We start from the raw sequence: 24,936 nt of genomic DNA, 5'->3' as shown, positions 1-24,936 counted from the left end.
AGCAACTAAACTTCGCTAAAGACTGCGAAGTTGTTTAGAAAAAGGCGCTTATTTGCGCCTTAAATTATACCGGTAATAATACTTATTTTGAAGGAAGTTTTAATATCAGCAACAATGAATCACCTTAAATGTTATTTCAAGGTGATTCATTGTAAACGATGACGATGAGATTGCTACATATAGTTATATACTGATAACACAATTTCTGCCTTTTTTCTTTGCGCGATATAAAGCCACATCGGCAGATTTTAATACATTATCAGGGGTTTTACATTTTTCATTTTTTGAGGAGACACCGATACTTACGGTAATGAAAATTTGTTTTGAAGGTTTTGAGCTTCTGGGTCTGCTTTTTGGCTTCTTTTTTGATCTATTTTTATCTCTTAGTATGAAGCCTTTTTTAGATATTTTTTCCCTGAGTTCTTCAAGATGAGGGAGTACATCATTTATACTTTTGCCAGGGAAAAGGATTGTAAATTCTTCTCCGCCATAACGGAAAGGTTTTCCGCCGCCCATAACATCCTTAATGACAGAAGCAACTAACTTTAAAACTTCATCTCCCGTATCATGTCCATAAGTATCATTGAATTTCTTGAAATGATCAATGTCCAACATAGCAATCGAATACTTATGACCCAGTTTCATAATATCTTGCTTAAGGGCTCGGCGCGATGGCAGACCAGTAAGTTCATCGAAGAATGCCATAGAATAGGTGTCCTGAATTATTGAAATTATAAGAATAATTCCTGAGGTAGTAAAAAATATTGAATAGAGTAACTGACTGTTTATGTGTAACACAAAAAATAATACAAATAGTACAGCAATAAAGGAAATATCCTGATAGGACTTGTATAAGATCAGCCGAATAAACAGAATTATTAAAGTAACGAGAAAGGCTATTATGGAAATTTGGGAAATTGAAGTTATTGACTGAAGGTTTATTGGCAATATATTTTCATTAATCGTTATGAAAATACTACTTTGTCCTGAGTAAAAAAAATAAAATGAAAATAGTAATTGAGAAGTAATAAAACCTATACGAATGAGCCCCCATAAACTAACTATTCCCCGTTCTTTAAAAAGAGGAAATAATGCAAAGTTTATAGGAATCACTAAACTTACTAACATATTAATATCAGTACTTTGAGTCGAATTACCAATGGTCTCTTGAGAATAATAAATTGAAGCCAAACATAGAGTGAGAATTATCAGGATGAAAAATACGCAACTACGGTTAAATCTCCAAGCAATAGCAGAACCTACAAAAAATATTACATAGGGAGCAAATTTTATAATGTCTAATTGCTGGTTTGACATCGTGCTTGTTGATCTATAAAGAAAATATGCCATTAAAATCAATATAAATATTGGTAATGTCGAAAAAAAAGATTTAACTGTAGTTTTCAAGTTTGTTCCCCTTCGAGCGTCTCATTTTATTTCTCTCCCATTTTAAGTTATTTGGACAAAAGTTATAAATTGTGCTATTAAGACTACATTACATATATCGGAACACAAGTGATATTTCTATACGTTCATGACATAAGCTTAATGAGAAGTGTCGAGGGTTTAGTTTGGTGCGCCTTGTCTTGTCCCTATCAATTATTTCCATATATGAATAATGGTTTAAAACGTACATATAAGGGGATGTAACGAAACTTGTTTTCCGGTTTATTATATCCCCACTCTATTTGTAATCCCCTGATATATTGGAGGACTGTTCACCACTTCAAAGGTGTACAGTCCTCTATTTTGGGATAACGCACCACCAGCTTGAAAAAATCTCAAGTTTCGTTACGGCCCCTTTTTAAGTATAGTATGAAAAGAGTCCGGTTAATACCTATTGTAGGGTGATATAACAACGAACCCGCAGGGTTGGCAGTGTGCTGACCGGGAAAATCCTCCTTGGCGGCACCATTGAGACCGGCAGCTGCCCGAAGGAGGCCAAGAACCTGCTTCAGCATGGGGAATGGCTGAAGTGGTTGGAGGATTTTAAAAGAACTGTGGGGGACGGCAAGCTATTTCCACAGTTTGCTTAAGGGGCACCGTAACACAATCGACTGCTTTTAAATTGCTATTCCTCCATGAATCGGATTAATTCTTTAGTGAATCTCTCCCGCTGGTCATAGAAAAGGAAATGTCCGCACGCCTTAAGAGATACAAGTCTGGCATATCTGATACTGTTCTTTTGTGTTATAGCCAGCGGGTACAGGCAGACCTGATCATTGATTCCGTGAAGAATGAGTGTTGGGACTTGTATTGTTTTCAGATCTTGAAATAAGTCTTCTTCCCCCAACCAGGCTCTGGCTATAGCCGCAGTAGACCAACTTGCCGCCTGCAGCCCCAATTGAAAGAGCCAGTCTGACAAAGGGTTGGTGACAGGATTGAAGAAGATCGTATTTCCAAACTTTCTCAACATACTGGGGCGGTCTTTATATGTACCGTTGATGATGTCAATCACCGCTTGCTTTGGTAAACCATATGGGAAATGCGAACGTTGCACAAGGCTCGGCGCCGCTGCGGCAAAAAGGGCCAGTTTCGCAACTCCGTAACCATAGTGTCTAGCCATGTATCTGACGCAAATTGCTCCTCCGGTTGAATGTCCTCCTAGCACAAAATTATGTAAATTTAGTGTTTCAACCACACAGCGAATATCATCGGACAATCGGTTATAATCGTAACCGGTCCATGGTTTGTCCGATAAACCGAACCCTCTGCAGTCTATACCGATGCACCTGTATCCCATTTGGGGCAGTTGGTTGAACTGGTATTCAAATAAATTGTGGTTTCCAGGCCATCCGTGAATGAGCAGGATTGTCTTGTTGCCTGCGGGGTTGATATCCTCCACATAGACTTTTACATTTGGCTCAACAACAATATGAATTCCCATGTCAATACCCCTATTCTTAAAATGTTACGTTATAGGATATTCACCCGGGAATTTATAGGTGTACGTCTTTAGCTGAGAGTTTCTATGTCTGCTATAATTTCGGCACAATTGTTTTGCAATAGAAAATACCTTTCCATAATTCAGGTCTCTCCCTGGTGCGCTGCCGAAAGTTATCAGGTAAATACAGATTATCTTTCCTAATAGGAGTGCAGCTAAGTTTAATAGTACTCCTTGCCAGTCAAATATCAGATGGTACTTTCTGGTATGCAAACTATGTGGCCAAGAACGGTCACGCATCTGATTGTATCAGTTGTCGTCAGTGCGAGAAGCACTGTCCGCAGCATCTGTCCATTGTAGATAGCTTAAAAGAGGTTGCCAAGACATTTGATACGTAAAATTTCTTGACATTCGACCTGTAAGTATATATTAAGGAAAATTTCAGTATTCTTTCAGTTTGTATTCAACTTGCTATTGCATAATTAAAATAGATGCAGGAGGTTTGGTTAAAAATAATCAATTATCAATAGGTAGGGGAAATCAACTCCCTAATCTACCAGGGGAGGTTGAGACAGGAGTTTTCGGATTGACGATCGGCTTAAGATGATATACTCATTGAACAAAAGTATAATGATATGAAGGAGAAATTTATCATGATAATTGAAATGAAGAAAAGAAGCACAGCTGCAATGATCTCAGTAACCATTATAATGTCAGGCTTATTTGGCTTTGGCGGAGCATTTCTTGCGAACGAAATAAACGGTGGAACTGCTTTAGAAACTACAATGAACAACACAGAAAGTAACAGTACGCTAAGCAGTAATAGGCAAAATAACACCATACAATTAATAAGTTCTACTCAAACAGACACGTTAACAATTGCAGAGATAGCACAAATGAATGGAGATTCTATTGTTGAAATCAGGACTGAAACCGTGGCAACAGGTGGAAGGATGGGACAGTTTGTATCCGAGGGTGCAGGGAGTGGCGTAATTATCAGTAATGATGGATATATTGTAACAAACAACCACGTTATTGAAGGTGCAAACAAAATTACAGTAACTCTAAAAAACGCTGAGACTTATACAGCAAACCTTGTAGGTAGAGATGTTAAGACCGATATTGCGGTATTAAAGATTGAAGCAAGTGATTTGAAAGCCGCGATTTTGGGCGATTCAAGCCAACTGGTTGTAGGAGAGCTTGCTGTGGCAATTGGCAATCCATTAGGTGAGCTTGGCGGCACAGTTACAGAAGGTATTATTTCTGCACTTGATCGTGATATTGTGATTGATGGTGAAAGCATGAAGTTGTTGCAAACATCAGCGGCAATCAACCCCGGTAATTCGGGTGGTGGACTCTTTAACGCCTATGGTGAGCTGGTTGGAATTGTGAACGCAAAGTCAAGTGGTTCTGGTATTGAGGGCTTAGGGTTTGCGATTCCTGTCAATACTGCCAAAACAGTGATAGAGCAAATTATAAGCTATGGGTATGTGCAGGGTAGAATTGATTTAGGAATAACTCTGCTTGACATAGCTGATTTAAGAACAGCAATGATGTATCGTGTTTCTAACACAGGTGTTTATGTGGTAGAAGCAGAACAAGAAAACGGCTTGCAATCAGGTGATAGAATCGTTAGCATAAACGGTACAGAAATGACTTCATCAAGTGATGTAAAATCGGTGATTGAGAGTTTTAGCGTCGGACAAGTAGTCGAGTTTGTACTCGAAAGAGGTCAACAAACACTTACTATAAAAATAACCTTAGAGCAGGCTAAGGCTTAAATTGTATAAAGCAAATTGAATAGTAGTGACACTTTTACCCATATAAGACCGTCGGAATACAGGTTTTGTATGGGTAAAGGTAATCATAGTCCCCTCCTTCACGCCCCCTCTTAATGAGGGGATTTCTTTGTTTGTACAGTAAAGAAACAAAAAGCTGATCTTAGTTGAATCAATCAACAGATAGAAAAAAGAGTAAGGTAGGGGTGGATTAGAAATGATTGAATCTGAGATAAGGTTTTCTATTTAAGGAAATATAAAGGTTCGTAAATTATAATTTTCATGATTGATAACAAAGGGGGGGAATTATCGGGTGAGTAATAAAAAAAGAGTCAATATTCTCCATTGGGTAGTAATATTGGTGGGTTCATTATTGTTAATTTCAGGATGCAGCCCTCAAATGCCTTCGTCAGCAGTGGAATCAGCGGTAACGGTAAATGTTGGGATTGCAGAGTCAAGAGATATTCATGGCAGTATCAGTTATAGCGGTCGTTTAAAGGCCAGCAGAGAAGTTCAGGTGCTTCCCCAGACTAGTGCGCGGATACTTTCGATCAATGTAAGTGAAGGTCAGGACGTCGGAACTGGACAGACGTTGATGACTTTAGATAACAGCAGCCTGCAAGCTTCTTTAAAAAAGGCGGAAGCTCAGGTAGCTTCAGCAAAGGCAAATCAGGTCAACAATCAGATCAAGCTGGAAGCTGCAGGCAAGAGCTATGAACGCACTAAATCACTGTATGATGCAGGAGCAACAACCCAGGTGGAGTTGGAAAATGCCAAGGATGCCTATGATTCATTAAACACAGGGTCTGTAGAAGCAGCCGTGGCCGAGGCCGAGGCTGCATTGCTGGAGATTCAGGAGCAGATAGAATATACCTCGATTACTGCACCAGTGAGCGGAACTATCGGCAGAATTGATGCTTCCATTGGGGATTATGTTAATACGTCTAATACCGTTGCTGTCATCAGTGATCCCCAGGAATTGAAGATCGAAATAATGGTTGGGGAGTCAGATATATCGATAATGAAGCTTAACACTAAAGTGGACGTGTATGTGAAGTCTGTAAATCCAGACCCATTAAGCGGTACAATAAGCAGTATTGCCTCAGTGCTTGCCGCCAACTCAAGCATGTATCCGGTTACGATTACCCTGGATAATGTAAATGGAGTAGTCAAATCAGGTATGTATGCCGAAGTTTCAATCGCTGCCAGCGGTGTCCAAAGTGCCCTTTGTATTCCATTGTCATCCATAATACCAGATAATGGGGTTAATGTTGTATATAGTGTTACTGAGGAGAAGGGAGAAACGCGTGCCGCTCGCGTGGAAGTTGAAACAGGCATAAATGATGGGGATTATGTGCAAATATTATCTGGATTAAAAGCAGGTGATAAAGTTGTCACTCTGGGCAATACCCTGATTAGCGACGGATCATTACTGACTATTCAGAGCAAAGAGGGTGAACAGTCATGATGGATAAAATCGCTAAGTTTGCGGTAAACAGACCTGCAAGTATTACGATTTTAGCACTGGCCATAGTTTTACTGGGCTTTATTAATCTATCCAAGCTCTCCATTGATGAGATGCCGGAGATGGAAATGCCTATGATAACTGTTATGACTACATATACAGGCGCCAGTCCGGAATCTGTTGAGGAAGAAATAACTAAACCCTTAGAGTCTGCCCTGGTTAGTTTAAGCGATGTTGAGGACATTCAATCCAGATCCGGTTCAGGTTCATCTACGATTATGATAACCTTTAATTATGGTATAGATATGGATCAAGCTGCTCTCGATATCCGGGATAAAGTGGGGATGATTGAAAGCAGGCTTCCAGAGGGAGCAGCTTCTCCAACTATCATGAAATTTGATTCTTCCTCCATGCCAATTATTCAGATCAGCTTATCCGGTGAGAACATGTCGCTGGCAAAGTTACAAGGCTTGGCAGAAGATACAATTGAACCGCGTTTATCACGTATATCTCAAGTCTCTTCAGTTTCCATAACAGGTGGGCAGGAACGGGAAATCCAAGTAGAGTTAGATGCTAATAAAATGGAAAGCTACGGATTAACCTTAGAGGATATTAACGGGTTCATGCGAGCAGGAAACTTCGATATGTCAACGGGATCTCTTAGATATGGGAACCGTAAGTATTATGTTCGTACTATACAGGAGTATCAGCGGGTTGCCGATATTGGTAATATTCCCATAACTGTGGGGGAAAGCACCATTTATCTGAGAGATATTGCCACGATTGAAGATACTACGGCGGATAGGACTATGTATACGAGGTTAAATGGCGAAACCTCAGTAGGGATATCCTGTCAAAAAGAATCGGGCTCTAATACGGTGGATGCCTGTACAGCTATTAAGAATGAAATTGAGGAAATTGGCCAAGAACTGGGTGGCGAGCTGCATTACGAGATCATTTCAGATCAATCTGAAAGTATTCAGGAGTCTATTGATTCCACTAAACGCATGTTGTACGAAGGAGCTGTACTGGCAGCGGTAGTCTTGGTGATGTTCCTGCGCAGGTGGCGCAGTACCATGATTGTCTTTATATCCATCCCCTTATCTCTAATTGCAACCTTTACCGGAATGTATTTTCTCGGTTATACGGTCAATACCATAACCCTAGGCGGTTTAGCGATGGGGATTGGCAGAATCATCGATGATTCTATTGTGGTTTATGAAAATATTCACCGTCATCGGGCTTTGGGTCTTTCCATGAAGGAAGCAGCTATTTTGGGAGCGAAGGAAGTCGGCGGAGCGGTTCTGGCATCTACCCTTACGCTGTTTGCAGTTTTTGTCCCGATGATGACAGTCGAAGGAATGGCCGGAATGATGTTTAAACCCTTGGCAGCGACCATATGTATAGCCATCGCTTGTTCCTTTGTTGTAGCGATATCTGTAGTTCCTATGCTTTCGTCACGCTTTCTGAGCAATAAGGTCATCAAGGCAGGTGATCCGACTAAGCGCAAAAATATATTTGCCCGAATAGTCAATGCTTTTGGCAATGCCATAGATAATTTGGGTGAAAAATACAAAAATGTTCTTGCTTGGTCGTTAGAACACCGCCTTAGAGTGCTCCTATCCGTAGGAGCACTTATGGCAGCCTCACTGCTGACGGTAGGCTCTATCGGGATGGAGTTTTTCCCTTCCTCGGAATCTAATGAGATGTCGATCACTATTGAAACCGATAGAGGATCTTCCCTCGATGACACTGATGCCATCATAACTCAGATTGAAGATATTTTATTTCAAGTTCCGGAAATGAAGGATGTTTACACAACGGTAGGCAGCAGTGGGTCGAGGATGTCTAGGAGCAGCAGCAATAATAAGGCCAGCATCACTGCCACCCTTGAAGACGAAACAGAAAAGGGCAGAAGCACTGACCAAATCATGGAGGAATTAAGAAAATCAGTAGCCTCAGTCGCAGGAGCCAAAATCGAAATAACTAAAAATACGACCATGGGCGGTATGGCTGGCGCCGACATCAGCGTCGAGATCGAAGGAGATGACCTGGATACTCTGAAAGAGATTTCGATTAAGGTGGCCGATATTGTAAAAGGAGTTTCCGGTGCCCGCAATGTAAGCAATTCATTGACAGATGGAGAACCGGAAGTAAAGGTATTCATTGACGGGGACAAAGCTTCCATGTACGGTCTGACGCCGGTTGCTATTGCCTCGGAAGTAGAAAATGTGATGAATGGCCTAGAGGCCTTCACCTATAGTGATAATGGTGAGGATATTACGGTTGCACTTGGGTATAAAGAGGCTGTTGAGGATCTGGAAGATCTAAAGAAATTGACCATAACTAACGCAAAAGGTGATAATATTAAGCTGTCCGATATGGCTTCTTTTGAGCTGGGTCGGGCACCCGTCGAGATCAATCGTGTCGATCAGGTTCGCCAGTCTACGGTCACCGGGGATATCTATGGACGGGATAATAATAGTGTTAACCAGGAAATCAGAACCCAGACTGCCGAGATAGGCCTGCCTGAAGGGTATAGCATTAGCTTTGGTGGTGCTAATCGGCAAATGCAGGAAAGCTTTTCGGGCCTTCTTATGGCCCTGGTGTTAGCGATTATTATGGTGTATGTAGTCATGGTTGTACAGTATGAATCTTTCTTTGATCCCTTTATAATCATGTTCACCATGCCTACAGCTATCATCGGAGCCATTTTATCCCTAGCTATAACAGGCAAATCTTTGAGTGTAAGCTCATTCCTGGGGATTATTATGCTAATGGGGATTGTAGTTGCTAACGCCATCGTGTTAATTGATTACCTGAAACAGCTTCGTGACAGAGGGATGGAGAAGAACGAAGCGATTATCGAAGCGGGCCGGGTAAGACTAAGGCCTATATTGATGACTTCACTAAGCACTATATTGGCTATGCTTCCCTTGGCGGCTGGATTAGGGGAAGAGGCCTCAACTATGGCGCCTATGGCAACCGTTGTTGTCGGAGGTCTTTTGGTGTCTACTGTCCTGACACTAGTCTTGGTGCCGGTGGTATATAGTATTTTTGATGACTGGAGAAGTAAAGTAATGCGCAAGTTCTCCGGAAATAAAGATGAGCTTATTCTGGGCAATAATTCGATGAACAGCTAAAGAGGATACAGAAGGAATTTGATAGGGAGCTTCCACCTTTGACAGAAAAAGCGCATTGTGTCAAGGCGAGAGTTCTATCAATAATTGAGGTGGCGGTCATGCGAGTATTGATAATCGAAGATGAAGAGCGGATAAGTGCGGCAATAGCTCATACTCTTAAGCAGAAGAATTATGAAGTGGATTGTGTCGAAAACGGAAACGATGGTTTAATACTGGCGGAAAAAGGAATCTACGATATTATCATCTTAGATATTATGATTCCGGGCAAAAGTGGTTTGGAACTATTGAAAGAACTGCGCAACCGCGGAATTACAACTCCGGTATTGCTTTTAACTGCTCTGGATTCGATTACCGACCGCGTTTCCGGTCTGGATCTGGGGGCTGACGATTATCTTGGAAAACCCTTTTCCATGGCAGAGCTTATGGCCAGAATAAGGGCTTTATCACGCAGAATCCAATCTGTCTATATCAGTAAAGCCTTATGCCTGGGTAATATGAGCCTGGATGCAGACAGCCTTACACTTAACCTTGATAAGGCGGAAATTAAGCTCACCTATAGAGAGGTCCAGTTTATGGAGATGCTCATGCGAAGGCCGGGCATGGTCTTTACCCGTGAGCAAATAATCGATAAAGTATGGGGCTACGATAATACGGTAACCGACAATAACATAGAAATATATATTCATTATCTTAGAAAAAAAATAGGTAGCGCCAGTCATGTTATTGCCACGGTAAGGGGAATTGGCTACACCCTGGAAGCGAGGTAATTATGTTTAGAGAACTGCGCAATATGCGGATGAGATTAAATATTTATTATACGCTGATGTTAGTGTTGTTTATTTCTTTGTTCGTCGGCATTGCTTATTTTAATGTACATTATACCAACAAGATGACGACTGATCGGGATTTGAAAGTAAAAGCAGCCTTGGTAAGAGATCTTAACATTTTACCGGAATTTGATGATATACCGCCAAAAAAGGGCAATATTCCCGCGGGTGAGGAATATATTGACCCGTTGTTTAAATATATCTTGCGGAATGAAACTATGGATATTACTCAATCCACTATCCAAAATCAGGCTCTTTTTCAGGAAAGTCAGGAATTTGCACTGCAGACCTGGCGGGATCAGGAAGAACGCTGGGATATCATCAGTCTGCAAGGAATTGATTATCGAATCTTTTCAACGCCTTTTCATAACAATGAGGAAAATGGAGTTGTACAGACTTATTGTAATCTCACTATGATAAATAATTTCATCAGCAAGTTCACTAACCTTTTAATAGCAACCGGTGTGGCATCTATCCTTGTAGCGGCCTTACTTGGCTGGTGGCTGGCGGGTCGGGCTATGATGCCGGTCAGGCATGCCTGGCAGCGGCAGAGAGAATTTATTGCCGATGTTTCGCATGAACTGAGAACCCCGCTGACAGTAGTACAAAGTAACCTAGATGTCGCGTTAGCAGACCAGGACAGCAGTATTAAAGATAATATGTATTGGCTGCAAAATGCTTACAGTGAAACCGAGAATATGGGTAAGCTGATCAATAATTTGCTGTTTATCGCCCGAATTGATGCGCGTGAAATTCAGTTTAAACATAACGAATTTAATTTGTCGGATCTTTTGACCCAACTTGTCTCTTGTTTTGAGCCTCTGTTTCGGAGTAAGAACCTAATATTCACAGCGGCTATAGCCCCTGAAGTGATAATGCATAGTGATGAAGTCTTGATAAGACAGATGGTCAGCATCTTCCTTGATAATGCTTCTAAATATACACCTGCAGGCGGAACTGTTAGCTTGAAAATGGGCTGCATACAAAATGCAATTGAAATTTCAGTGACAGATAGCGGAATAGGGATTGATAATTCTGAGAAAGAAAAGATTTTCAAGAGGTTTTACAGGGTTGATAAAGCACGTTCACGAAAACAAGGTGGAACAGGTCTGGGCTTAGCGATTGCTGCCTGGATTGCTAGTGAAAATGGGGGGCAAATTCAAGTATTCAGCAAACTTGGAGCAGGCAGCGCTTTTAAGGTTCATTTCCCTAATCCAACCACCTCCAATGACCCAAAAACAGGAAATAAAATAAATAGGATTCATGGGAGAATGGCGAAGATTAGACATATTCCCAAACTATTTTATGGTCGGAAGTTACTTCGATAATGCGTCCGCCAGAGCCCTCAGTGATAAGGGGCAGACCATTAGGTAATGGTCTGCCCCCCACAGAATGGGACAACAATTCTGAGAATACAAAAGGGTCCTGCTCGGCAGAGCCCCCTTTGTATTCTATTCGCAAACCTTACCGGGATTAAGAATGTTTTTAGGATCGAAGGCTAGTTTGATGTTTCTCATAAGTTCGACGTACTCCGGTTCATATTGTTCAAACATATAGCCCTTTTTGGCATAGCCAATGCCATGTTCCCCGGATACGAGTCCTTCGAGTTCTCTGGATTTCTTATACATCGCAGCAAAGACTTCGTCAAGTTTCTCTTTCCATTCTGCGTCTGTTAGAGCATCTTTTAAGACATAGACGTGTAAATTACCATCCCCTGCGTGGCCGAAACTGCGGATTCTAACATTAAACTTTTCTTGGAGAAGATCAGTGTATTTGATAAATTCAGCAACTTTGTTGCGGGGAACAACGACGTCACATTCGTCCATGTCGGTGGTTGTGGCTTTTACTGCTTCTAGGAACGCACCCCTGGCTGACCAAACGGCCTCTTTTCGCTCATCCGTGTCGATAATGAAGGCATCAAGTGCCCCTTCTTCCAGGCAGATGTTAGCGACTTTCTCATAGTCTTTTTCCAGTTCTTCTATGCTATTGCCATCAAAGGTCAATAAGAGATAAGCGTCGGAAGTGTTATCAGGGAATTTTTTGCCTAGAAACTCCTCGGCAGCGAGAATGACTTCTCTTTGCATAAATTCGATGGCTGTGGGAATGGATTTTGATTTAATGATTTTCGGAACCGTGCTGATGGCACTATCGAGATCGGGAAAGGGGAGTAATAGAGATATAGCTTTCTTCGGCAAAGGAATCAGTTTTAAGATCACTTTAGTCACGATACCTAAGGTACCTTCTGAGCCGCAGATTAAGTCTTTTATGCTGTAGCCGGAGGAATTCTTAACAACTTTTCCGCCCACGTTGATAACTTTACCGGTAGGTAGAACGATTTCCAGTCCTCGGATATAATCTCTAGTCACGCCATACTTTACAGCTCTCATGCCCCCTGCATTGGTGTTGATATTACCTGCAATTGTGGCGGATTTTTCCCCAGGGTCTGGTGGATAGAACAAATCATGTTCTTCGACATACTTACTGATTTCCATCAAGAGCACGCCAGGCTCCAGGGTAAGGGTTAGGTTTTCTTCGTCGAGTTCAAGGATCTTATTCATGCCGCACATATTAAGCATGATTCCCCCGAAGATTGGAACAGAGGCACCCACTAGCCCGGTTCCTGATCCTCGTGCTACGACCGGGATATTGTTTTCATAGGCATAGCTCATGATTTTTGAGACTTCATCGGTGGATAGAAGGTTGACTAAAACATCCGGTCGTTGGCTGATACCACCTAATTCATCATGACTGAAATCTTCGCTGATGGCTTCACCGGTATAAACTCGCTCTTCTCCTAAGAGTGAAACTAAAAACTCTCTATCTTTAGCATCCAGCCTTTTATAGTTGTTCATGAAATTACCTCCGATTTACTGTCAAATTCTCTATCAGATTCTCGACGTTATTCCCCTTAGCGATTGTGAGACACTCACTTACTACAAGGGGTGTTCCAATTCTGCAATGTTCAGCTATTAGCTAAACGAGTTTACTAACGTGCGCAGGCCAAGAGCTTTGAGCCTTTAATATCCTCGATGAGTTGAGGAACAACTTCGTAGAGATCTCCGATGATTCCGTAATGAGCAATATTAAAGATGGAAGCAAGGGGGTCTATATTGATAGCAAAAATTTGTTCTGAGCTGTTCATGCCCGCTGTGAACTGAACTGCGCCTGAAATTCCGAGGGTTATAATCAGTTTAGGCTTGACTGTTCTACCGGATAAACCGATTTGTTGTTTGGCATTAATCCAACCTGCTTCAACTAAGGGGCGAGTGCCTGCTATTTGTGCGCCCAATAATTGAGCTAATTCCACAATCATGGCCATGTCTTTCTCGGATTTTAAAGCTCGTCCGACAGCAATAATCACTTCGGCATCTGAGATGTTTTCTTCGATCTGCTTGTGGGTTACCTTCAAAACGTTGATAGAGGAGACCAATTGTTGGGGATCTAATTGGCAGAGAGCAATCTTACCATTGGGTTCACATTGTTTTTCGGGAGCATTCATGACCTTATATCGTACCGTTGCCATTTGAGGTCTCGTGTTAGGACATATGATCTGGGCCATAATGTTTCCGCCGAAAGCGGGTCTGATTTGAACCAGATCAGTATTTTCTTTCATTTCAAGGGTGGTACAATCAGCGGTTAAGCCGGTTCGAAATCTTGCCGCGACTCTGGGTGCCAAGGAGCGGCCAATTGTTGTTGCCCCCACCAGTAAGGAGGATGGCTTAATCCTCTGGATAAAGTCCTCAAACGCTGCTGTATAAGGTTCAATGCGGAAATGCTTTAATTCTTCGTAATCATAGACAAAGACCTCGTCGACGCCATAGTGAAGTAATTCTTGAGCTTTGTCTTTAATGTTATAGCCGATAAAGACGCAATAAACAGGGAAATTGACGACTGAGGCGAGTTCTTTAGCCTTACCGATCAATTCCAGGGTTACGGGATGGATTTCCCCTTCCACATGGTCAACGTAGACTCCGATGCCCTTCCATGAGTCCTTATCGACGGTCGTAGCTGCGTCTTCAATAAATTCCATAACCCCTTGGGGACCCTTTTTTACACAAAGTTTGCACATTTTACAGCCTGCGGTGATTTCAAGGGTTCCATTTTTATGCTCAAGGGCACCAAATGGGCAAATATCGACTAAGGCTTGAATGTTGGATTCGTTCAATTTTTCTTGGTGACAAATTAACGTACTCATAGCTCTACCTCCTCTAAACGAACTTTAATTGTCTGAGTTTATCCGCAATTTGAGCACTAAGCTCTGCTGAGGTGCCTGTCCAAGTTTCTCGATCCGAATTAACCGAGGGGGGAAAGATTCGTTCAACCTGAGTCGGCGACCCACTTAACCCATAGCGAGTTTCATTGTTATCTTCAAAATCCTTGAAGGTGATCATTCTAATTTCTCGGTCTTTGGTACTCAGTTTTTTCTTGTAGGAGGGAAGTCGAGGCTGAAAAATGTCCTTTTCGACAGTTAAGAGACAAGGGAATTGAATTTCAGCGACTTCTATTGTATTGGCCATGTCCATTTCCACTTGAATGGACGTATCTTTAAGGTCGACGATGCTCAAAACATTAGCGATATGAGGGATGCCTAGATATTCAGCCATTTCAGGGCCGACCTGGGCAGTGTCTCCATCGGTCGTTTGCTTACCACAAAGTATGAGGTCGAAGTCGCCCAGTTGGCGAACTCCTTGAGAAATTGTGTAGGAGGTTGCCAGGACGTCTGCTCCGGCAAATTTTCGGTCCGAAACCAAGGCACCTTCGTCGACACCCATCATAAAGGCTTCTCGAATGACGTCCTTAGCTTGTGGGGGCCCCATACTAATAACTTGGATCGTTCCACCTTTTTGTTCTTTGAGCTTTAAGGCTGTTTCTATAGCAAATAAATCGTACGGGTTCATTTTGGAATCCACACCATCTCGCTTTAAGACACCTGTTACTGGATCAACGTCAATTTTTGAGGTTCCGGGTACTTGTTTGATACACACGAGAATTTTCATGTTCAACCTCCCACTTAATACGATAATAATGATCAAAGACGTTTAATGGTCAGACCACCAGGCCGTATTTTCATAATAGCACAAGATTCAGACCTGTTCAAAAACAAGTTTTCACAAGCTCACAAGAGGGTCTAACCCCCACACAATGGGAAACAATTCTTAGGTGTAACATAAGAGAGATTGAAAAAACAGACTATTTATTTTTGAACACTAATGTTAAAATAAAACAGTCATAATCTCATATTAAACTCTTTCATATTTTGCACTGATTGAGTCTAGGGGAGGAATAGTATGAACCCTAAAGGATGCTATAATAGCTTATTCGCACAGAAGCTAATTGAAGAATCAGAAAAACGTAATTATAGAAGGATCAATTTGGACTTGACAAGTATAGCGATATATGAATAGACTTAATAGAATTGATAGAGGTGCATCGTATAATCAGTACCCGAAGTTGTTAAGGTTTACGTAAGACCGTAGCTTCGACGAAAGGTGTAGATGCCGAAGTCGGTCCCACTTACGTGGGGACTGGGCTGGCTGAACAAAATAAGATTTGTTCAACTGTCGCGTATGCGGAGAGCTATCTATATTACAGTGTGATTGAAAAATCATAGAGTAATTTAGTAGCTGATTTCCGTATCAGCTATTTTTTTATATAAAGGAGACGTAGAATTAATATGAAAAAGAACACTGTTTTCAAAGGTATCGCCACTGCTCTCATCACTCCTCTGGACGAAACAGGAATTAATTTTGAGCAGTTGGGCAAATTGATCGATTGGCAAATTATGGAAGGAATTGACGCTCTGGTAATTTGTGGAACGACAGGTGAAGCGTCGACCCTAACTGACGTCGAGCACAGAGCGGCAATTACATTTGCAGTTCAGCGCGCAGAAGGCAGGGTGCCGATCATTGCTGGCACAGGTAGCAATGACACCGAATACGTGCATGACCTCACACATTGTGCCTGCGAAGCAGGTGCGGATGCAATGCTCGTAGTTACCCCTTATTACAACAAAGCTACACAAAAGGGCCTGATTAAAATGTTTACTCAAATTGCCGACAAGAGTACTAAGCCTATCATTCTCTATAATGTGCCTTCAAGGACAGGGGTAAATATTGAACCTGCAACCTACGAAGTATTAGCTGAACATGAAAATATAGTAGGGATTAAAGAGGCAAATGGCAACATTTCCAAAATTGTTGAAACGATGGCGCGTGTCCATGGCAAGCTAGATTTGTATTCAGGCAATGACGATCAGTTAGTTCCACTTATGGCGCTTGGAGGAGTTGGCGGCATTTCTGTGCTTTCTAACATTATGCCGGCACAGACACGTGAGATTTGCACCCGTTTCTTTAATGGTGACATTACAGGCAGTGCAGATCAGCAATATAAACTTTACACCCTTATAGACGCGCTGTTTTGTGAGGTAAATCCTATTCCGGTGAAGGCTGCTATGGCAGCTATGGGGTTCTGCAAGGATTATCTCAGATCGCCTCTCACTACGATGGAGGATATAAACCGAGAAAAGTTATTATCTCAAATGAAAGCACATGGATTAAACGTTTGAGGAAGGTCATTAGGGACGAGACCAGCTAATCAATACGGGCAATAGGGTAGTTTCGCTTATCTCTGGGCCTAAAAGGGATACATGTTAGAGAAAGCTTAGGTTTTTAGATTTGATATGGCGAGTTACAAACGGAAGCCTTGAGGTACATTAAGTTGTACGCCTCAAGGCCTTTTTGTATTCTTAGAGGAAATTTGAGTTTAGCTTTAGTAAAGTCAACATGAACAACTCGTTAATAAAAGTTAATAAACTGATATCACCAATCGGGTGATCAAAAACTCCCCCTGTTTTGAGGGTTACCATCAACACCAATGGTACCAGTCCCAATACGGTGGTTACCGCGGATTTTAATGGCGATGGAAGGATAATGTTTCAGTATATTTACTGACTGCTGGAGGAACATATGACTCAAAGACTGACTTTGGGCTTGGTGATAGTCCCTCCCGTATTGTAGCTAGTGACTTCAACTACGATGGAAAGATTGACCTGGCCGTAGTAAACGATTACGCAAGTACCTTCTTTATTTTAATTGGTAATGGTGGCGGTTCCTTTTCTTCGCGTACTGATTATGCTGTTGGCAGAAGCCAATAGGTATTGCGACTACTGACGTCAACGGCACCTGAATGCGGTTCACGGTGATTTAATAATTCAAAATTCAATATAATTCTGTATTAAGAAATATTGTGTTACAATGTAAAGTGCTTATTAAGTAGTGCCTAGTCCCACTTGAAGTGACTTAGTATTGTTCTAGGTGTGGGTTAATTGTATATTCTGCGATAAAGGCAAACCTAGTGTGAACTGGGGACGCAAAGCCACGGGTCTACACCTTTAGAGGTTAAAGATAGCCGGGTTACCGAACAAAAACTTGTCGCCGATCATTGATTTTGGCGTCTTTTTTTATGGAATTTTATGATGGATTATTTATAATCTAAAGAAAGGATTGGTATTAATCATCTGATAATTAGGTATAACTCATGTTCCATCTGACAGTGACAAGTAAACATTAACATCAAAAGGGGATATACGAATGGCAGTAAGAGATTTAAAGCTGAGAAATAAAATACTATTTTCAACGGGGTTAGTTATCTTAGTTTCGTTTATTTGCGTTATATTGCTAGTATCAACAAAATCTGTCGAAATGGCAAAGACTGCTGCTTACGAGACGGCAACGCACACTGCATACCAATATGCCAATCAAGTAACGAGTGAATTAAATATTACTATGGACACGGTAAGAACATTAGGCTCTACTTTTGAAGGACTTAAGGAAGCAAACAACAATGATAGAGCCACTATGAATTCAATGATAGTAAGTGTCTTGAAGAATAACCTTCCCGTTCTAGGAACCTGGACTGTATGGGAGCCGAATGCACTCGATGGGAATGACTCGAATTATATAAATCAACCAGGACATGATGCAACAGGTCGATTTATCCCTTATTGGAATAGGGGGACAGGAGATATTACCCTAGAGGCTCTCGCCGATTATGAAACGCCTGGAGTAGGGGACTTTTACTTAATTCCTAAAAACACTCACAAGGAAACTGTTACCGATCCTATCTTGTACACAGTGAATGGTAAGGAAGTTCTCATGATTAGCTTAATTGAACCAATAATGATCAATGCTAACAACACATATGTCGGAGCAGTTGGAGCTGATATAACATTAGATACCGTTCAAAAAATGATTTCCGACATTAAGCCCTTTGATACTGGATATGCCTGTCTTGTGTCTAATGATGGCAAGTACGTTTCAAACCCAGACCCTGAAAAAATTGGCAAAGATGTCGATGATCAGGCGGCGATTGAAACAATCAAAGCCGGTAAGAGTCATACTATATCCACAGATGAGTATTACAGATTATACGTGCCAGTGACCATTGGTCGGACGACAACACCATGGTCGCTTGTTATCAACGTTCCAATGACTACGATCTTGGATCAAGCAAACTCTATTCGAAATTTCTCAATTATCGTTGCTCTGATTTCGATTTTTGTGATTGGTTTGGTCATTTTCTTAGTTTCTGGAGGGATTACCAAGCCTATTGTACAAACGAGTGAAGTGTTAAAGGATATTTCACAAGGGGATGGAGACCTAACGAAACGCTTGAACATTGTAACTAATGATGAGATTGGAAAACTCTCACAACATTTCAATCGGTTTATTGGGGATATTCATAGCATTGTTACGGAAGTTAACGACACTGCCAGTACTTTAGGTGCCACGAGCGAAGAATTATCTGCTGCAGCCCAAGAAGCCACTGCTGCAAGTGAACAAGTCGCTGATACACTGGGGCAACTTGCTTCGGGAGCAACTGAACAAGCTATCGCAGTAGGAGGTACTGGCGAAATGATCAAGCAACTGTCTGCCCATGCGCAACAAGTCGCTGTGAACGCGGAGATTGTCAGTCATAGTAGTGGTAAGGCAGCTCAAGCCGCAGAATTGGGGGCTCTTCAGGCAGGAAATGCTGTGCAGAAGATTGAGGAAATCCGTGAGGTTACGGACCAAACAGCCGAAGTTATTTCTCAGTTAGGTGAACAATCTATCCAGATTGGACAAATCGTCGATGTTATTACCGGAATTGCCTCACAAACTAATCTGCTGGCCTTAAACGCTGCGATCGAAGCAGCACGTGCGGGAGAACAAGGAAAAGGCTTTGCTGTAGTCGCTGAAGAGGTGCGGAAACTGGCAGAACAGTCATCAATGTCCGCTTCTCAGATTTCCACTCTGATCGGCAATATCCAGCATGAAACGGAACGTGCTGTAGGAGTGATGAAAAAAGGGAAGGTAGAAGTCGCTGCAGGTGTAGAAGCTGTTAATTTAGCGGGGAATTCGTTCCGAACCATTGTGGTAGAGATCAAAACAGTCGTCGAACAAATTCAGAAAGTCACGGAAGCAACCAAACTTATGGCCGATGGGAGTTCACAGGCCGTTAAATCAGTGGAGCATATCGGCATCATTGCTGAACATACCGCTGCTAGTACCCAAGAAGTATCGGCTGCTTCTGAAGAACAGGCTGCTACAATGAATTCTGTAAGCCAATCTGCAGAGGCTTTGGCTAAAATAGGCGAAAATCTTTCTCAACTCGTGGGTAAGTTCAAGATATAATCTAATTTTACGCAAAAAAATTACAGTTACCTCAAATAAAGCGGAAGATAAAAGTGAGAAAGCTTTGACTTGCCCGGACAATGTCTTTAGGATGTAAATGATTTTGAAATAGACCTGTTATAATAAAATAGAAGTAATATGCTATAACTTTTGCTGTTTCTGATATCAAACAGCGATGGTTATAGCACTTTTTATGTAGGAGGAGATATGCAAATATTAAATAACTCTGCCGAGAAGGCTTATGTGTTACACCAGCTGTGTCGTTGCCGTGGCCTTGTCTTACCTTTTCTTTCGCAGCCTGAGTAGCGTTGGTTTCGTATAATATCCAGCGTTGCTCGAGTTCATTGTTGGGCACATTCAAGTCACATTACTGAGTTAAACTCTTCTTAAAACGGGAAAATCTGAGAAGGGACTTTACACACGAATAATATTATAGTGAATAGTGAAAGTAGCAAACTACAAGAATAAATACAGATTCAATTGACAATAAGCATGTAATCTTTTGAAAGAAGGTTTGTCATGTTTCGAATTTTGGTTGTCGAGGATAATTTAAACTTATTGATGTTAATGAAAACTCGTTTGGAACAAGCTGGTTTTAAAGTATTACAAGCACAAAATGGGCAAGAAGCTCTCGGGATTCTTGAAGAACACCATGTCGATTTAATTATTAGTGATATTATGATGCCAATTATGGATGGTTTTGAACTTATTGAAAGCCTTAGAGAAGCAAATTTTAACATGCCTATTTTAATGGTGACTGCTAAAGAGAGCTTTGAGGACAAAGAAAAAGGTTTTAGATTGGGCACAGACGATTATATGGTAAAACCAATCAATATGAACGAGATGATTTTAAGAGTATCAGCTCTGTTAAGACGGGCTAAAATTACTAATGAACATAAAATTGTAATAGGTGAAATCGTACTGGACTATGACAATTTAAGCATAAATGGTCCAGACCTGAATATTGACTTGCCCAAAAAGGAATTTCTGCTACTTTTTAAATTGCTAAGCTATCCAAAGCAAATTTTTACAAGGCAGCAACTGATGTCAGAAATTTGGGGACTGGATACGGATATCGATGAACGAACGGTGGACAGCCACATTAAAAAGCTTCGTAAGAAGTTCGAAGATAGGCCAGAGTTTAAGATCATAACGATTCGGGGACTTGGTTATAAGGCGGAGAAGATTTATGGTTAAGAGATTATCAAATTCAATTCGGGCCAAAGGTACTTTGATTGCCATTGGAATCTTGTTTTTCTCTTGTTTTGTTTCTTTTTCTCTGATGACGATTCTTTTCTTAGGGCTCTATCATGGTGATCTGAGTATTAGCGAAGCGCATGCAGTTTTTGGGAGTTTTATGTTCGTAACATTGATCTTATGCGTAGCCATGGGAGGCTCACTATTATTCTTCGCGATTCGGAAAATTTCTGACCCTATCATTTGGATTAGCAATGCAACAAAAGAGGTTGCTAAGGGTGATTTTTCAATCAAGATGGATTATAGGAGCAATGATGAAATAGGGGTTTTGACCCAAAATTTCAACTTAATGACGACAGAACTCGGTAATATGGAGTATCTCCGCAAAGATTTTATTAGCAGCGTATCCCACGAGATCAAAACTCCTATTGCCTCTATCCAAGGCTTTGCTGAAATGCTTCAGGATAAGGAGCTGTCGGAAGAAAATTTTCAGGCTTACACAAACATCATCATTGATGAGACCAAGAGATTAAGCCATTTAAGTTCAAATATGCTTCGACTTTCTAAGCTGGATCATCAATTCATCCCAGAGAGTACGAAACAGTTTTCTTTAGATGAGCAAATTCGGAGGACGATTGTTCTTCTAGAGGAAAAATGGTCTAAGAAAAACTTAGAACTCGACATAGATTTAGAGAAAATCGTTTACACTGGTGACGAAGCCCTGATTCAACAGATTTGGTTGAACTTAATTGAGAATGCTATCAAATTCTCTGCCGAATCCGGAACTGTTTTTATTCAAGCGAGAAAAATTTCGAACAAGGTCATTGCCGAGATCAAGGATCAAGGTATTGGTATATCCAAAATCGATCAAGGACGAATCTTTGAAAAATTTTTTCAAGCCGATGAATCCCATTCCAAAGAGGGAAGCGGTCTTGGTTTAGCCATCGTTAAGAAGATCGTGGAAATCTATGATGGAGAAATAGATTTTACCAGTGAAATTGGTCAAGGGACAACATTTGTTGTTAAATTGCCATTTAGAAATTAATAAAAACGGTCACATTGAGGACATAATCTTAATGTAAAAAGAAGAGGAGCGAAATTATATTATGAAGGGATCTGATGGTATGAAACGAAAAATAGTAATCGGGGCTTCACTGGTGCTTATGTTGGGACTTACTACGTTTGTAAAACCAGTGCAAACTTTAGCGCTAGATACTCTATCGATTTTCCGTGTAAACAATGTGAAAACCCTTGAAATTACAATTGGGGATCTGCAGGAAGGAATGCAAACCATTTCTAATCTGAAAGAAGATTTTAAAGGAATGAACTTTGAACACAGCTCGCTGATCAACGTTGTTACACACCCACAACATGAAGTAACAAAACTGCAAGAGGCCGAGGAGTTTGATGCTTTTAAACTTCGTTTGCCACGGGAACTAGAATCTCAAAAGCCTGAGATCTCTGCGATGGATTCTAGCAAAATGACGTTCACGTTAGATGTGGATGCTAGCAATGTACTGCTGAAAGCGGTTAATAGTCCAAAACTGCTTTCCAGTGATCTAAACAATGTCGAAATGTCTATGGTATCTTCAGCTGCTGCCTACGCAAAATATGATGATGTCCTATTCGTAGCAACCCAGAAAGCCTATTTAGATGCGCCGAAAGCCGCAAAAAAAGAATTACGAGATGTCATGCTAAATTTGCCGTTAATTCCTGCGAATCTTCGTCAACAACTTGCTGAAATCGAGGAGGATACTTCTGATATCTATCTTCCTGTCCTAGTTGGTTTCGGAAGAGAAGTGGATTTGGGAGGGAAAAATGGTTACGTCTACACTATGTCTGATTTAAAAGGATTTACTGAAACAATTCCTCAAGATATGAGCGCACCAGGATCACATGGTCAAGCTCTTGAAGGCTTAAATGGTGAGTCCCACGAGGCAGCTATGGCTGAAATGAGCAAAAAATTGATTAGCAAATACGGTGAAGAAAAATTTGCTGCTCTGAAAGAAGCACATAAAATGGCTGCAGAAGAAATGCCCGATATGGAGAACGCTTCTGTGCTGATTTGGACCAAAGATGGTAATTTGTATGGGTTAATGGGTAATAAAACAGATGCTGAGCTTGCAAAAATTGCTAGGAGTGTTCGGTAATGATCATCGAAACACATGCTCTCACTAAAAAGTATGGCAATAAAACGGCATGTGACCAAGTTGGCCTTTCAGTAGAAGCGGGGCAAGTTTATGGATTCCTTGGCCGAAACGGTGCTGGGAAAAGTACTTGTATTAAGATGTTAACCGGTCTTGTATTTCCCACATCCGGAAGCGGCACAGTACTTGGCAAACCCCTTGGCGATGTTTCTGCGAGAGAAAAGATGGGTTATCTGCCTGAGCTTTTCCGTTATCAAGACTGGATGACAGGTTTAGACTTACTGAATTTCCACGCCCAATTATTCAAATTGAAAAATAAGAAGGATCAAATTAGCAGGGTCTTAAAGTTAGTAGGACTCGTTGGGCAAGAAAACTACAAAGTGGGTTCATATAGTAAAGGCATGCAGCAACGCATCGGGTTAGCATGTGCGCTGTTGCCTAATCCACAACTGATCTTCCTGGATGAACCAACATCTGCTCTGGATCCAATTGGTCGTAAAGATGTCAGAGACATTATTGTTGCTTTGAAAGATGAAGGAACGACGGTCTTTTTAAACAGTCATCTTTTAAGTGAAGTGGAAGCAGTTTGTGACAGTGTTACCTTTATTCACAAAGGTAAAGTTGTTAAATCCGCGCGGATGGATGAGTTACTAATGACTAAAATTTCGTTAACAATCCGGGCTAATGGCCTAACTGAAGAATTGTTTGCAAAGCTGAATAAGCAACACGAATCATTGCAAAAACTAGCGGATGGCAGTCTAACAGTTACTTTAAATGATTACGAGGAAATACCTGCCCTTGCATCCAGTCTTATCGCCAATGGTGTAACACTATATGAGTTAACACCGCATCGAGAGACGCTTGAGACTGTGTTTATGCAGATTGTTGGCGAGGAGGGACAATCATCGCAGCAATATTAATCACAACATTAAATGAAGCTATTCGTAAAAAAACCTTTATCATAATGGGGATTGTCACCTTTTTGTACTTGGTATTTTGGACATTAATGCTTAATTATTTTCCCAACACATCAGTGACTCATGGAATGGGAAATCAATTTAAGCCTTTTGCGATTCAAATGGTAACGAAAATGGGTTTTCAGTTTTCGGCTATGTTAATAGCTTTGCTAACTATTATGCTTGGATCGGGTGCAATTGCCTCAGAACTAGAGTCAGGACTCATTCAAGGGATTCTCTCTCGTCCCATTCAACGCTATCAGTATATCCTTGGGAAACTTGGCGGATTGGTTATTTTAGCCTGTACCTACGCAACATTGCTTTTCTCATTAATTCTGGTCATCGGAGCCTTTTTTGGGCTTAGCACGATAACCAGTCTAACATTCTCTCAAATCATAACAGGATGGTTGTTGTATCTATTGCTGCCAGTCGCAGTCCTTTGCCTGACATTGTTTGGATCTGTGTCCTTAAAAGCAGTGTCCAATGGAATCTTAATGATCTTCATTTACATTTTAGGTAATGTTGGGGGAATGGTCGAGATGATTGGGCAGTACGTGAGTAACAACTCAGTCATTGGTACTGGAATTTTTATTAGCTTGATTTCACCGTTCCAAACGATTTATAGTACGATGGAACGGGTTATGGTTCCGAATTCTGAGCTGGCAGCAAGTGCCATGTCTGCTGCCAGTTTATCGGGCAGTGGCAAACCAGCAAGTCTATGGATGTTTGTCTATATTGCTATTTACATGCTCGGATTTGTGACGTTAGCAATACGGAAATTTTCTAATAAGGATATCATTTAGACGCAGATTCTATAAAATTGAACAATAGCAAGCAAGAGAAGGGTTCGATATCTCTTTAGCTCTGC

General features: G+C 41.2%; 19 protein-coding genes and 2 riboswitches. Of the genes, 14 read left to right on the top strand and 5 right to left on the bottom strand.

Annotated elements, in window-relative coordinates; all coding sequences use genetic code 11:
• Nucleotides 1–183: 183 nt before the first annotated feature.
• Nucleotides 184–1,407, bottom strand: a complete 1,224-nt coding sequence (locus LJE72_RS11560; RefSeq protein WP_229247727.1) for a GGDEF domain-containing protein — start codon at nt 1,405–1,407, stop codon at nt 184–186.
• Between the two features lie 473 nt (nt 1,408–1,880).
• On the opposite strand from LJE72_RS11560, the gene LJE72_RS11555 reads away from it, so the two are divergent.
• The gene (locus LJE72_RS11555) at nt 1,881–2,036 is read left to right on the top strand and encodes a DUF3102 domain-containing protein (RefSeq protein WP_312038929.1); all 156 of its coding nucleotides are present in this window, start codon (nt 1,881–1,883) and stop codon (nt 2,034–2,036) included.
• 35 nt (nt 2,037–2,071) lie between these two features.
• On the opposite strand, the gene LJE72_RS11550 is transcribed toward LJE72_RS11555, so the two are convergent.
• Entirely contained in the window at nt 2,072–2,887 is an 816-nt protein-coding gene (locus tag LJE72_RS11550) for an alpha/beta fold hydrolase (protein ID WP_229247726.1), read from the bottom strand.
• 155 nt (nt 2,888–3,042) lie between these two features.
• Between LJE72_RS11550 and LJE72_RS26755 the strand changes: the two genes are divergently transcribed.
• The 6 genes from LJE72_RS26755 to LJE72_RS26545 all read left to right on the top strand — a co-directional run bounded on the left by LJE72_RS26755 (nt 3,043) and on the right by LJE72_RS26545 (nt 11,425).
• A complete protein-coding gene (locus tag LJE72_RS26755; protein WP_396390897.1) occupies nt 3,043–3,282 on the top strand; it encodes a 4Fe-4S dicluster domain-containing protein in 240 nt (79 codons plus the stop codon).
• Between the two features lie 255 nt (nt 3,283–3,537).
• Nucleotides 3,538–4,665, top strand: coding sequence for a S1C family serine protease (locus LJE72_RS11540; RefSeq protein WP_229247725.1), 1,128 nt, complete (start codon nt 3,538–3,540; stop codon nt 4,663–4,665).
• Nucleotides 4,666–4,975: 310 nt separating this feature from the next.
• Nucleotides 4,976–6,130: an efflux RND transporter periplasmic adaptor subunit gene (locus LJE72_RS11535; protein WP_229247724.1), complete on the top strand. Its 1,155-nt coding sequence runs from the start codon at nt 4,976–4,978 to the stop codon at nt 6,128–6,130.
• Nucleotides 6,127–9,270 carry an efflux RND transporter permease subunit gene (locus LJE72_RS11530; protein ID WP_229247723.1) on the top strand — a complete coding sequence of 1,048 codons (3,144 nt, stop codon included), beginning with the start codon at nt 6,127–6,129 and terminating at the stop codon, nt 9,268–9,270. The genes LJE72_RS11535 and LJE72_RS11530 overlap by 4 nt, the downstream gene beginning before the upstream one ends.
• 38 nt (nt 9,271–9,308) lie before the next feature.
• The gene (locus tag LJE72_RS11525; protein ID WP_312038928.1) at nt 9,309–10,037 is read left to right on the top strand and encodes a response regulator transcription factor; all 729 of its coding nucleotides are present in this window, start codon (nt 9,309–9,311) and stop codon (nt 10,035–10,037) included.
• 2 nt (nt 10,038–10,039) lie between these two features.
• On the top strand, nt 10,040–11,425 hold the full coding sequence (locus tag LJE72_RS26545) for a sensor histidine kinase (protein WP_312038927.1): 1,386 nt from the start codon (nt 10,040–10,042) through the stop codon (nt 11,423–11,425).
• Nucleotides 11,426–11,548: 123 nt separating this feature from the next.
• Here LJE72_RS26545 and LJE72_RS11510 read toward each other — a convergent pair whose 3' ends face one another.
• The 3 genes from LJE72_RS11510 to LJE72_RS11500 all read right to left on the bottom strand — a co-directional run bounded on the left by LJE72_RS11510 (nt 11,549) and on the right by LJE72_RS11500 (nt 15,094).
• Nucleotides 11,549–12,949, bottom strand: coding sequence for an FAD-binding oxidoreductase (locus LJE72_RS11510; RefSeq protein ID WP_229247722.1), 1,401 nt, complete (start codon nt 12,947–12,949; stop codon nt 11,549–11,551).
• A 134-nt stretch (nt 12,950–13,083) separates the two neighbouring features.
• On the bottom strand, nt 13,084–14,292 hold the full coding sequence (locus tag LJE72_RS11505; protein ID WP_229247721.1) for an electron transfer flavoprotein subunit alpha/FixB family protein: 1,209 nt from the start codon (nt 14,290–14,292) through the stop codon (nt 13,084–13,086).
• 13 nt (nt 14,293–14,305) lie between these two features.
• Nucleotides 14,306–15,094, bottom strand: a complete 789-nt coding sequence (locus LJE72_RS11500; protein WP_229247720.1) for an electron transfer flavoprotein subunit beta/FixA family protein — start codon at nt 15,092–15,094, stop codon at nt 14,306–14,308.
• A gap of 415 nt (nt 15,095–15,509) precedes the next feature.
• A riboswitch (Lysine riboswitch) is annotated at nt 15,510–15,685 on the top strand.
• A gap of 86 nt (nt 15,686–15,771) precedes the next feature.
• Between LJE72_RS11500 and dapA the strand changes: the two genes are divergently transcribed.
• The 7 genes from dapA (at nt 15,772) to LJE72_RS11465 (ending at nt 24,871) form a co-directional block, all read left to right on the top strand.
• Nucleotides 15,772–16,662, top strand: a complete 891-nt coding sequence (gene dapA / locus LJE72_RS11495; RefSeq protein WP_229247719.1) for a 4-hydroxy-tetrahydrodipicolinate synthase — start codon at nt 15,772–15,774, stop codon at nt 16,660–16,662.
• 768 nt (nt 16,663–17,430) lie between these two features.
• A riboswitch (cyclic di-GMP riboswitch) is annotated at nt 17,431–17,517 on the top strand.
• A 169-nt stretch (nt 17,518–17,686) separates the two neighbouring features.
• Entirely contained in the window at nt 17,687–19,768 is a 2,082-nt protein-coding gene (locus tag LJE72_RS11490; protein WP_229247718.1) for a methyl-accepting chemotaxis protein, read from the top strand.
• Nucleotides 19,769–20,287: 519 nt separating this feature from the next.
• A complete protein-coding gene (locus tag LJE72_RS11485; protein ID WP_229247717.1) occupies nt 20,288–20,965 on the top strand; it encodes a response regulator transcription factor in 678 nt (225 codons plus the stop codon).
• Nucleotides 20,958–22,010 carry a HAMP domain-containing sensor histidine kinase gene (locus LJE72_RS11480; RefSeq protein WP_229247716.1) on the top strand — a complete coding sequence of 351 codons (1,053 nt, stop codon included), beginning with the start codon at nt 20,958–20,960 and terminating at the stop codon, nt 22,008–22,010. Before LJE72_RS11485 ends, LJE72_RS11480 begins: the two co-directional genes overlap by 8 nt.
• Before the next feature lie 61 nt (nt 22,011–22,071).
• Nucleotides 22,072–23,115 (top strand): hypothetical protein, encoded by a 1,044-nt coding sequence (locus LJE72_RS11475; protein ID WP_229247715.1) that lies wholly within the window; start codon nt 22,072–22,074, stop codon nt 23,113–23,115.
• Nucleotides 23,115–24,032: an ABC transporter ATP-binding protein gene (locus LJE72_RS11470; protein ID WP_229247714.1), complete on the top strand. Its 918-nt coding sequence runs from the start codon at nt 23,115–23,117 to the stop codon at nt 24,030–24,032. Before LJE72_RS11475 ends, LJE72_RS11470 begins: the two co-directional genes overlap by 1 nt.
• The gene (locus LJE72_RS11465) at nt 24,014–24,871 is read left to right on the top strand and encodes an ABC transporter permease (RefSeq protein WP_312038932.1); all 858 of its coding nucleotides are present in this window, start codon (nt 24,014–24,016) and stop codon (nt 24,869–24,871) included. The genes LJE72_RS11470 and LJE72_RS11465 overlap by 19 nt, the downstream gene beginning before the upstream one ends.
• The last annotated feature ends 65 nt before the right edge of the window (nt 24,872–24,936 follow it).

It is taken from the genome of Desulfosporosinus shakirovi, from assembly GCF_020595055.1.
In the GTDB taxonomy this organism is placed as follows: domain Bacteria; phylum Bacillota; class Desulfitobacteriia; order Desulfitobacteriales; family Desulfitobacteriaceae; genus Desulfosporosinus; species Desulfosporosinus shakirovi.
Note: the sequence above shows the minus strand (reverse complement) of the source record. Positions and strands in the feature narration are given on the sequence as shown.

Excerpts from the sequence above, each read along its gene's own strand:
- dapA (WP_229247719.1), top strand. The coding sequence starts at position 15,772 with ATGAAAAAGAACACTGTTTTCAAAGGTATCGCCACTGCTCTCATCACT.
- LJE72_RS11490 (WP_229247718.1), top strand. The coding sequence starts at position 17,687 with ATGGCAGTAAGAGATTTAAAGCTGAGAAATAAAATACTATTTTCAACG.
- LJE72_RS11485 (WP_229247717.1), top strand. The coding sequence starts at position 20,288 with ATGTTTCGAATTTTGGTTGTCGAGGATAATTTAAACTTATTGATGTTA.
- LJE72_RS11470 (WP_229247714.1), top strand. The coding sequence starts at position 23,115 with ATGATCATCGAAACACATGCTCTCACTAAAAAGTATGGCAATAAAACG.
- LJE72_RS11510 (WP_229247722.1), bottom strand. The coding sequence starts at position 12,949 with ATGAACAACTATAAAAGGCTGGATGCTAAAGATAGAGAGTTTTTAGTT.
- LJE72_RS11530 (WP_229247723.1), top strand. The coding sequence starts at position 6,127 with ATGATGGATAAAATCGCTAAGTTTGCGGTAAACAGACCTGCAAGTATT.
- LJE72_RS26545 (WP_312038927.1), top strand. The coding sequence starts at position 10,040 with ATGTTTAGAGAACTGCGCAATATGCGGATGAGATTAAATATTTATTAT.
- LJE72_RS11550 (WP_229247726.1), bottom strand. The coding sequence starts at position 2,887 with ATGGGAATTCATATTGTTGTTGAGCCAAATGTAAAAGTCTATGTGGAG.
- LJE72_RS11500 (WP_229247720.1), bottom strand. The coding sequence starts at position 15,094 with ATGAAAATTCTCGTGTGTATCAAACAAGTACCCGGAACCTCAAAAATT.
- LJE72_RS11480 (WP_229247716.1), top strand. The coding sequence starts at position 20,958 with ATGGTTAAGAGATTATCAAATTCAATTCGGGCCAAAGGTACTTTGATT.
- LJE72_RS11475 (WP_229247715.1), top strand. The coding sequence starts at position 22,072 with ATGAAGGGATCTGATGGTATGAAACGAAAAATAGTAATCGGGGCTTCA.
- LJE72_RS11505 (WP_229247721.1), bottom strand. The coding sequence starts at position 14,292 with ATGAGTACGTTAATTTGTCACCAAGAAAAATTGAACGAATCCAACATT.
- LJE72_RS11540 (WP_229247725.1), top strand. The coding sequence starts at position 3,538 with ATGATAATTGAAATGAAGAAAAGAAGCACAGCTGCAATGATCTCAGTA.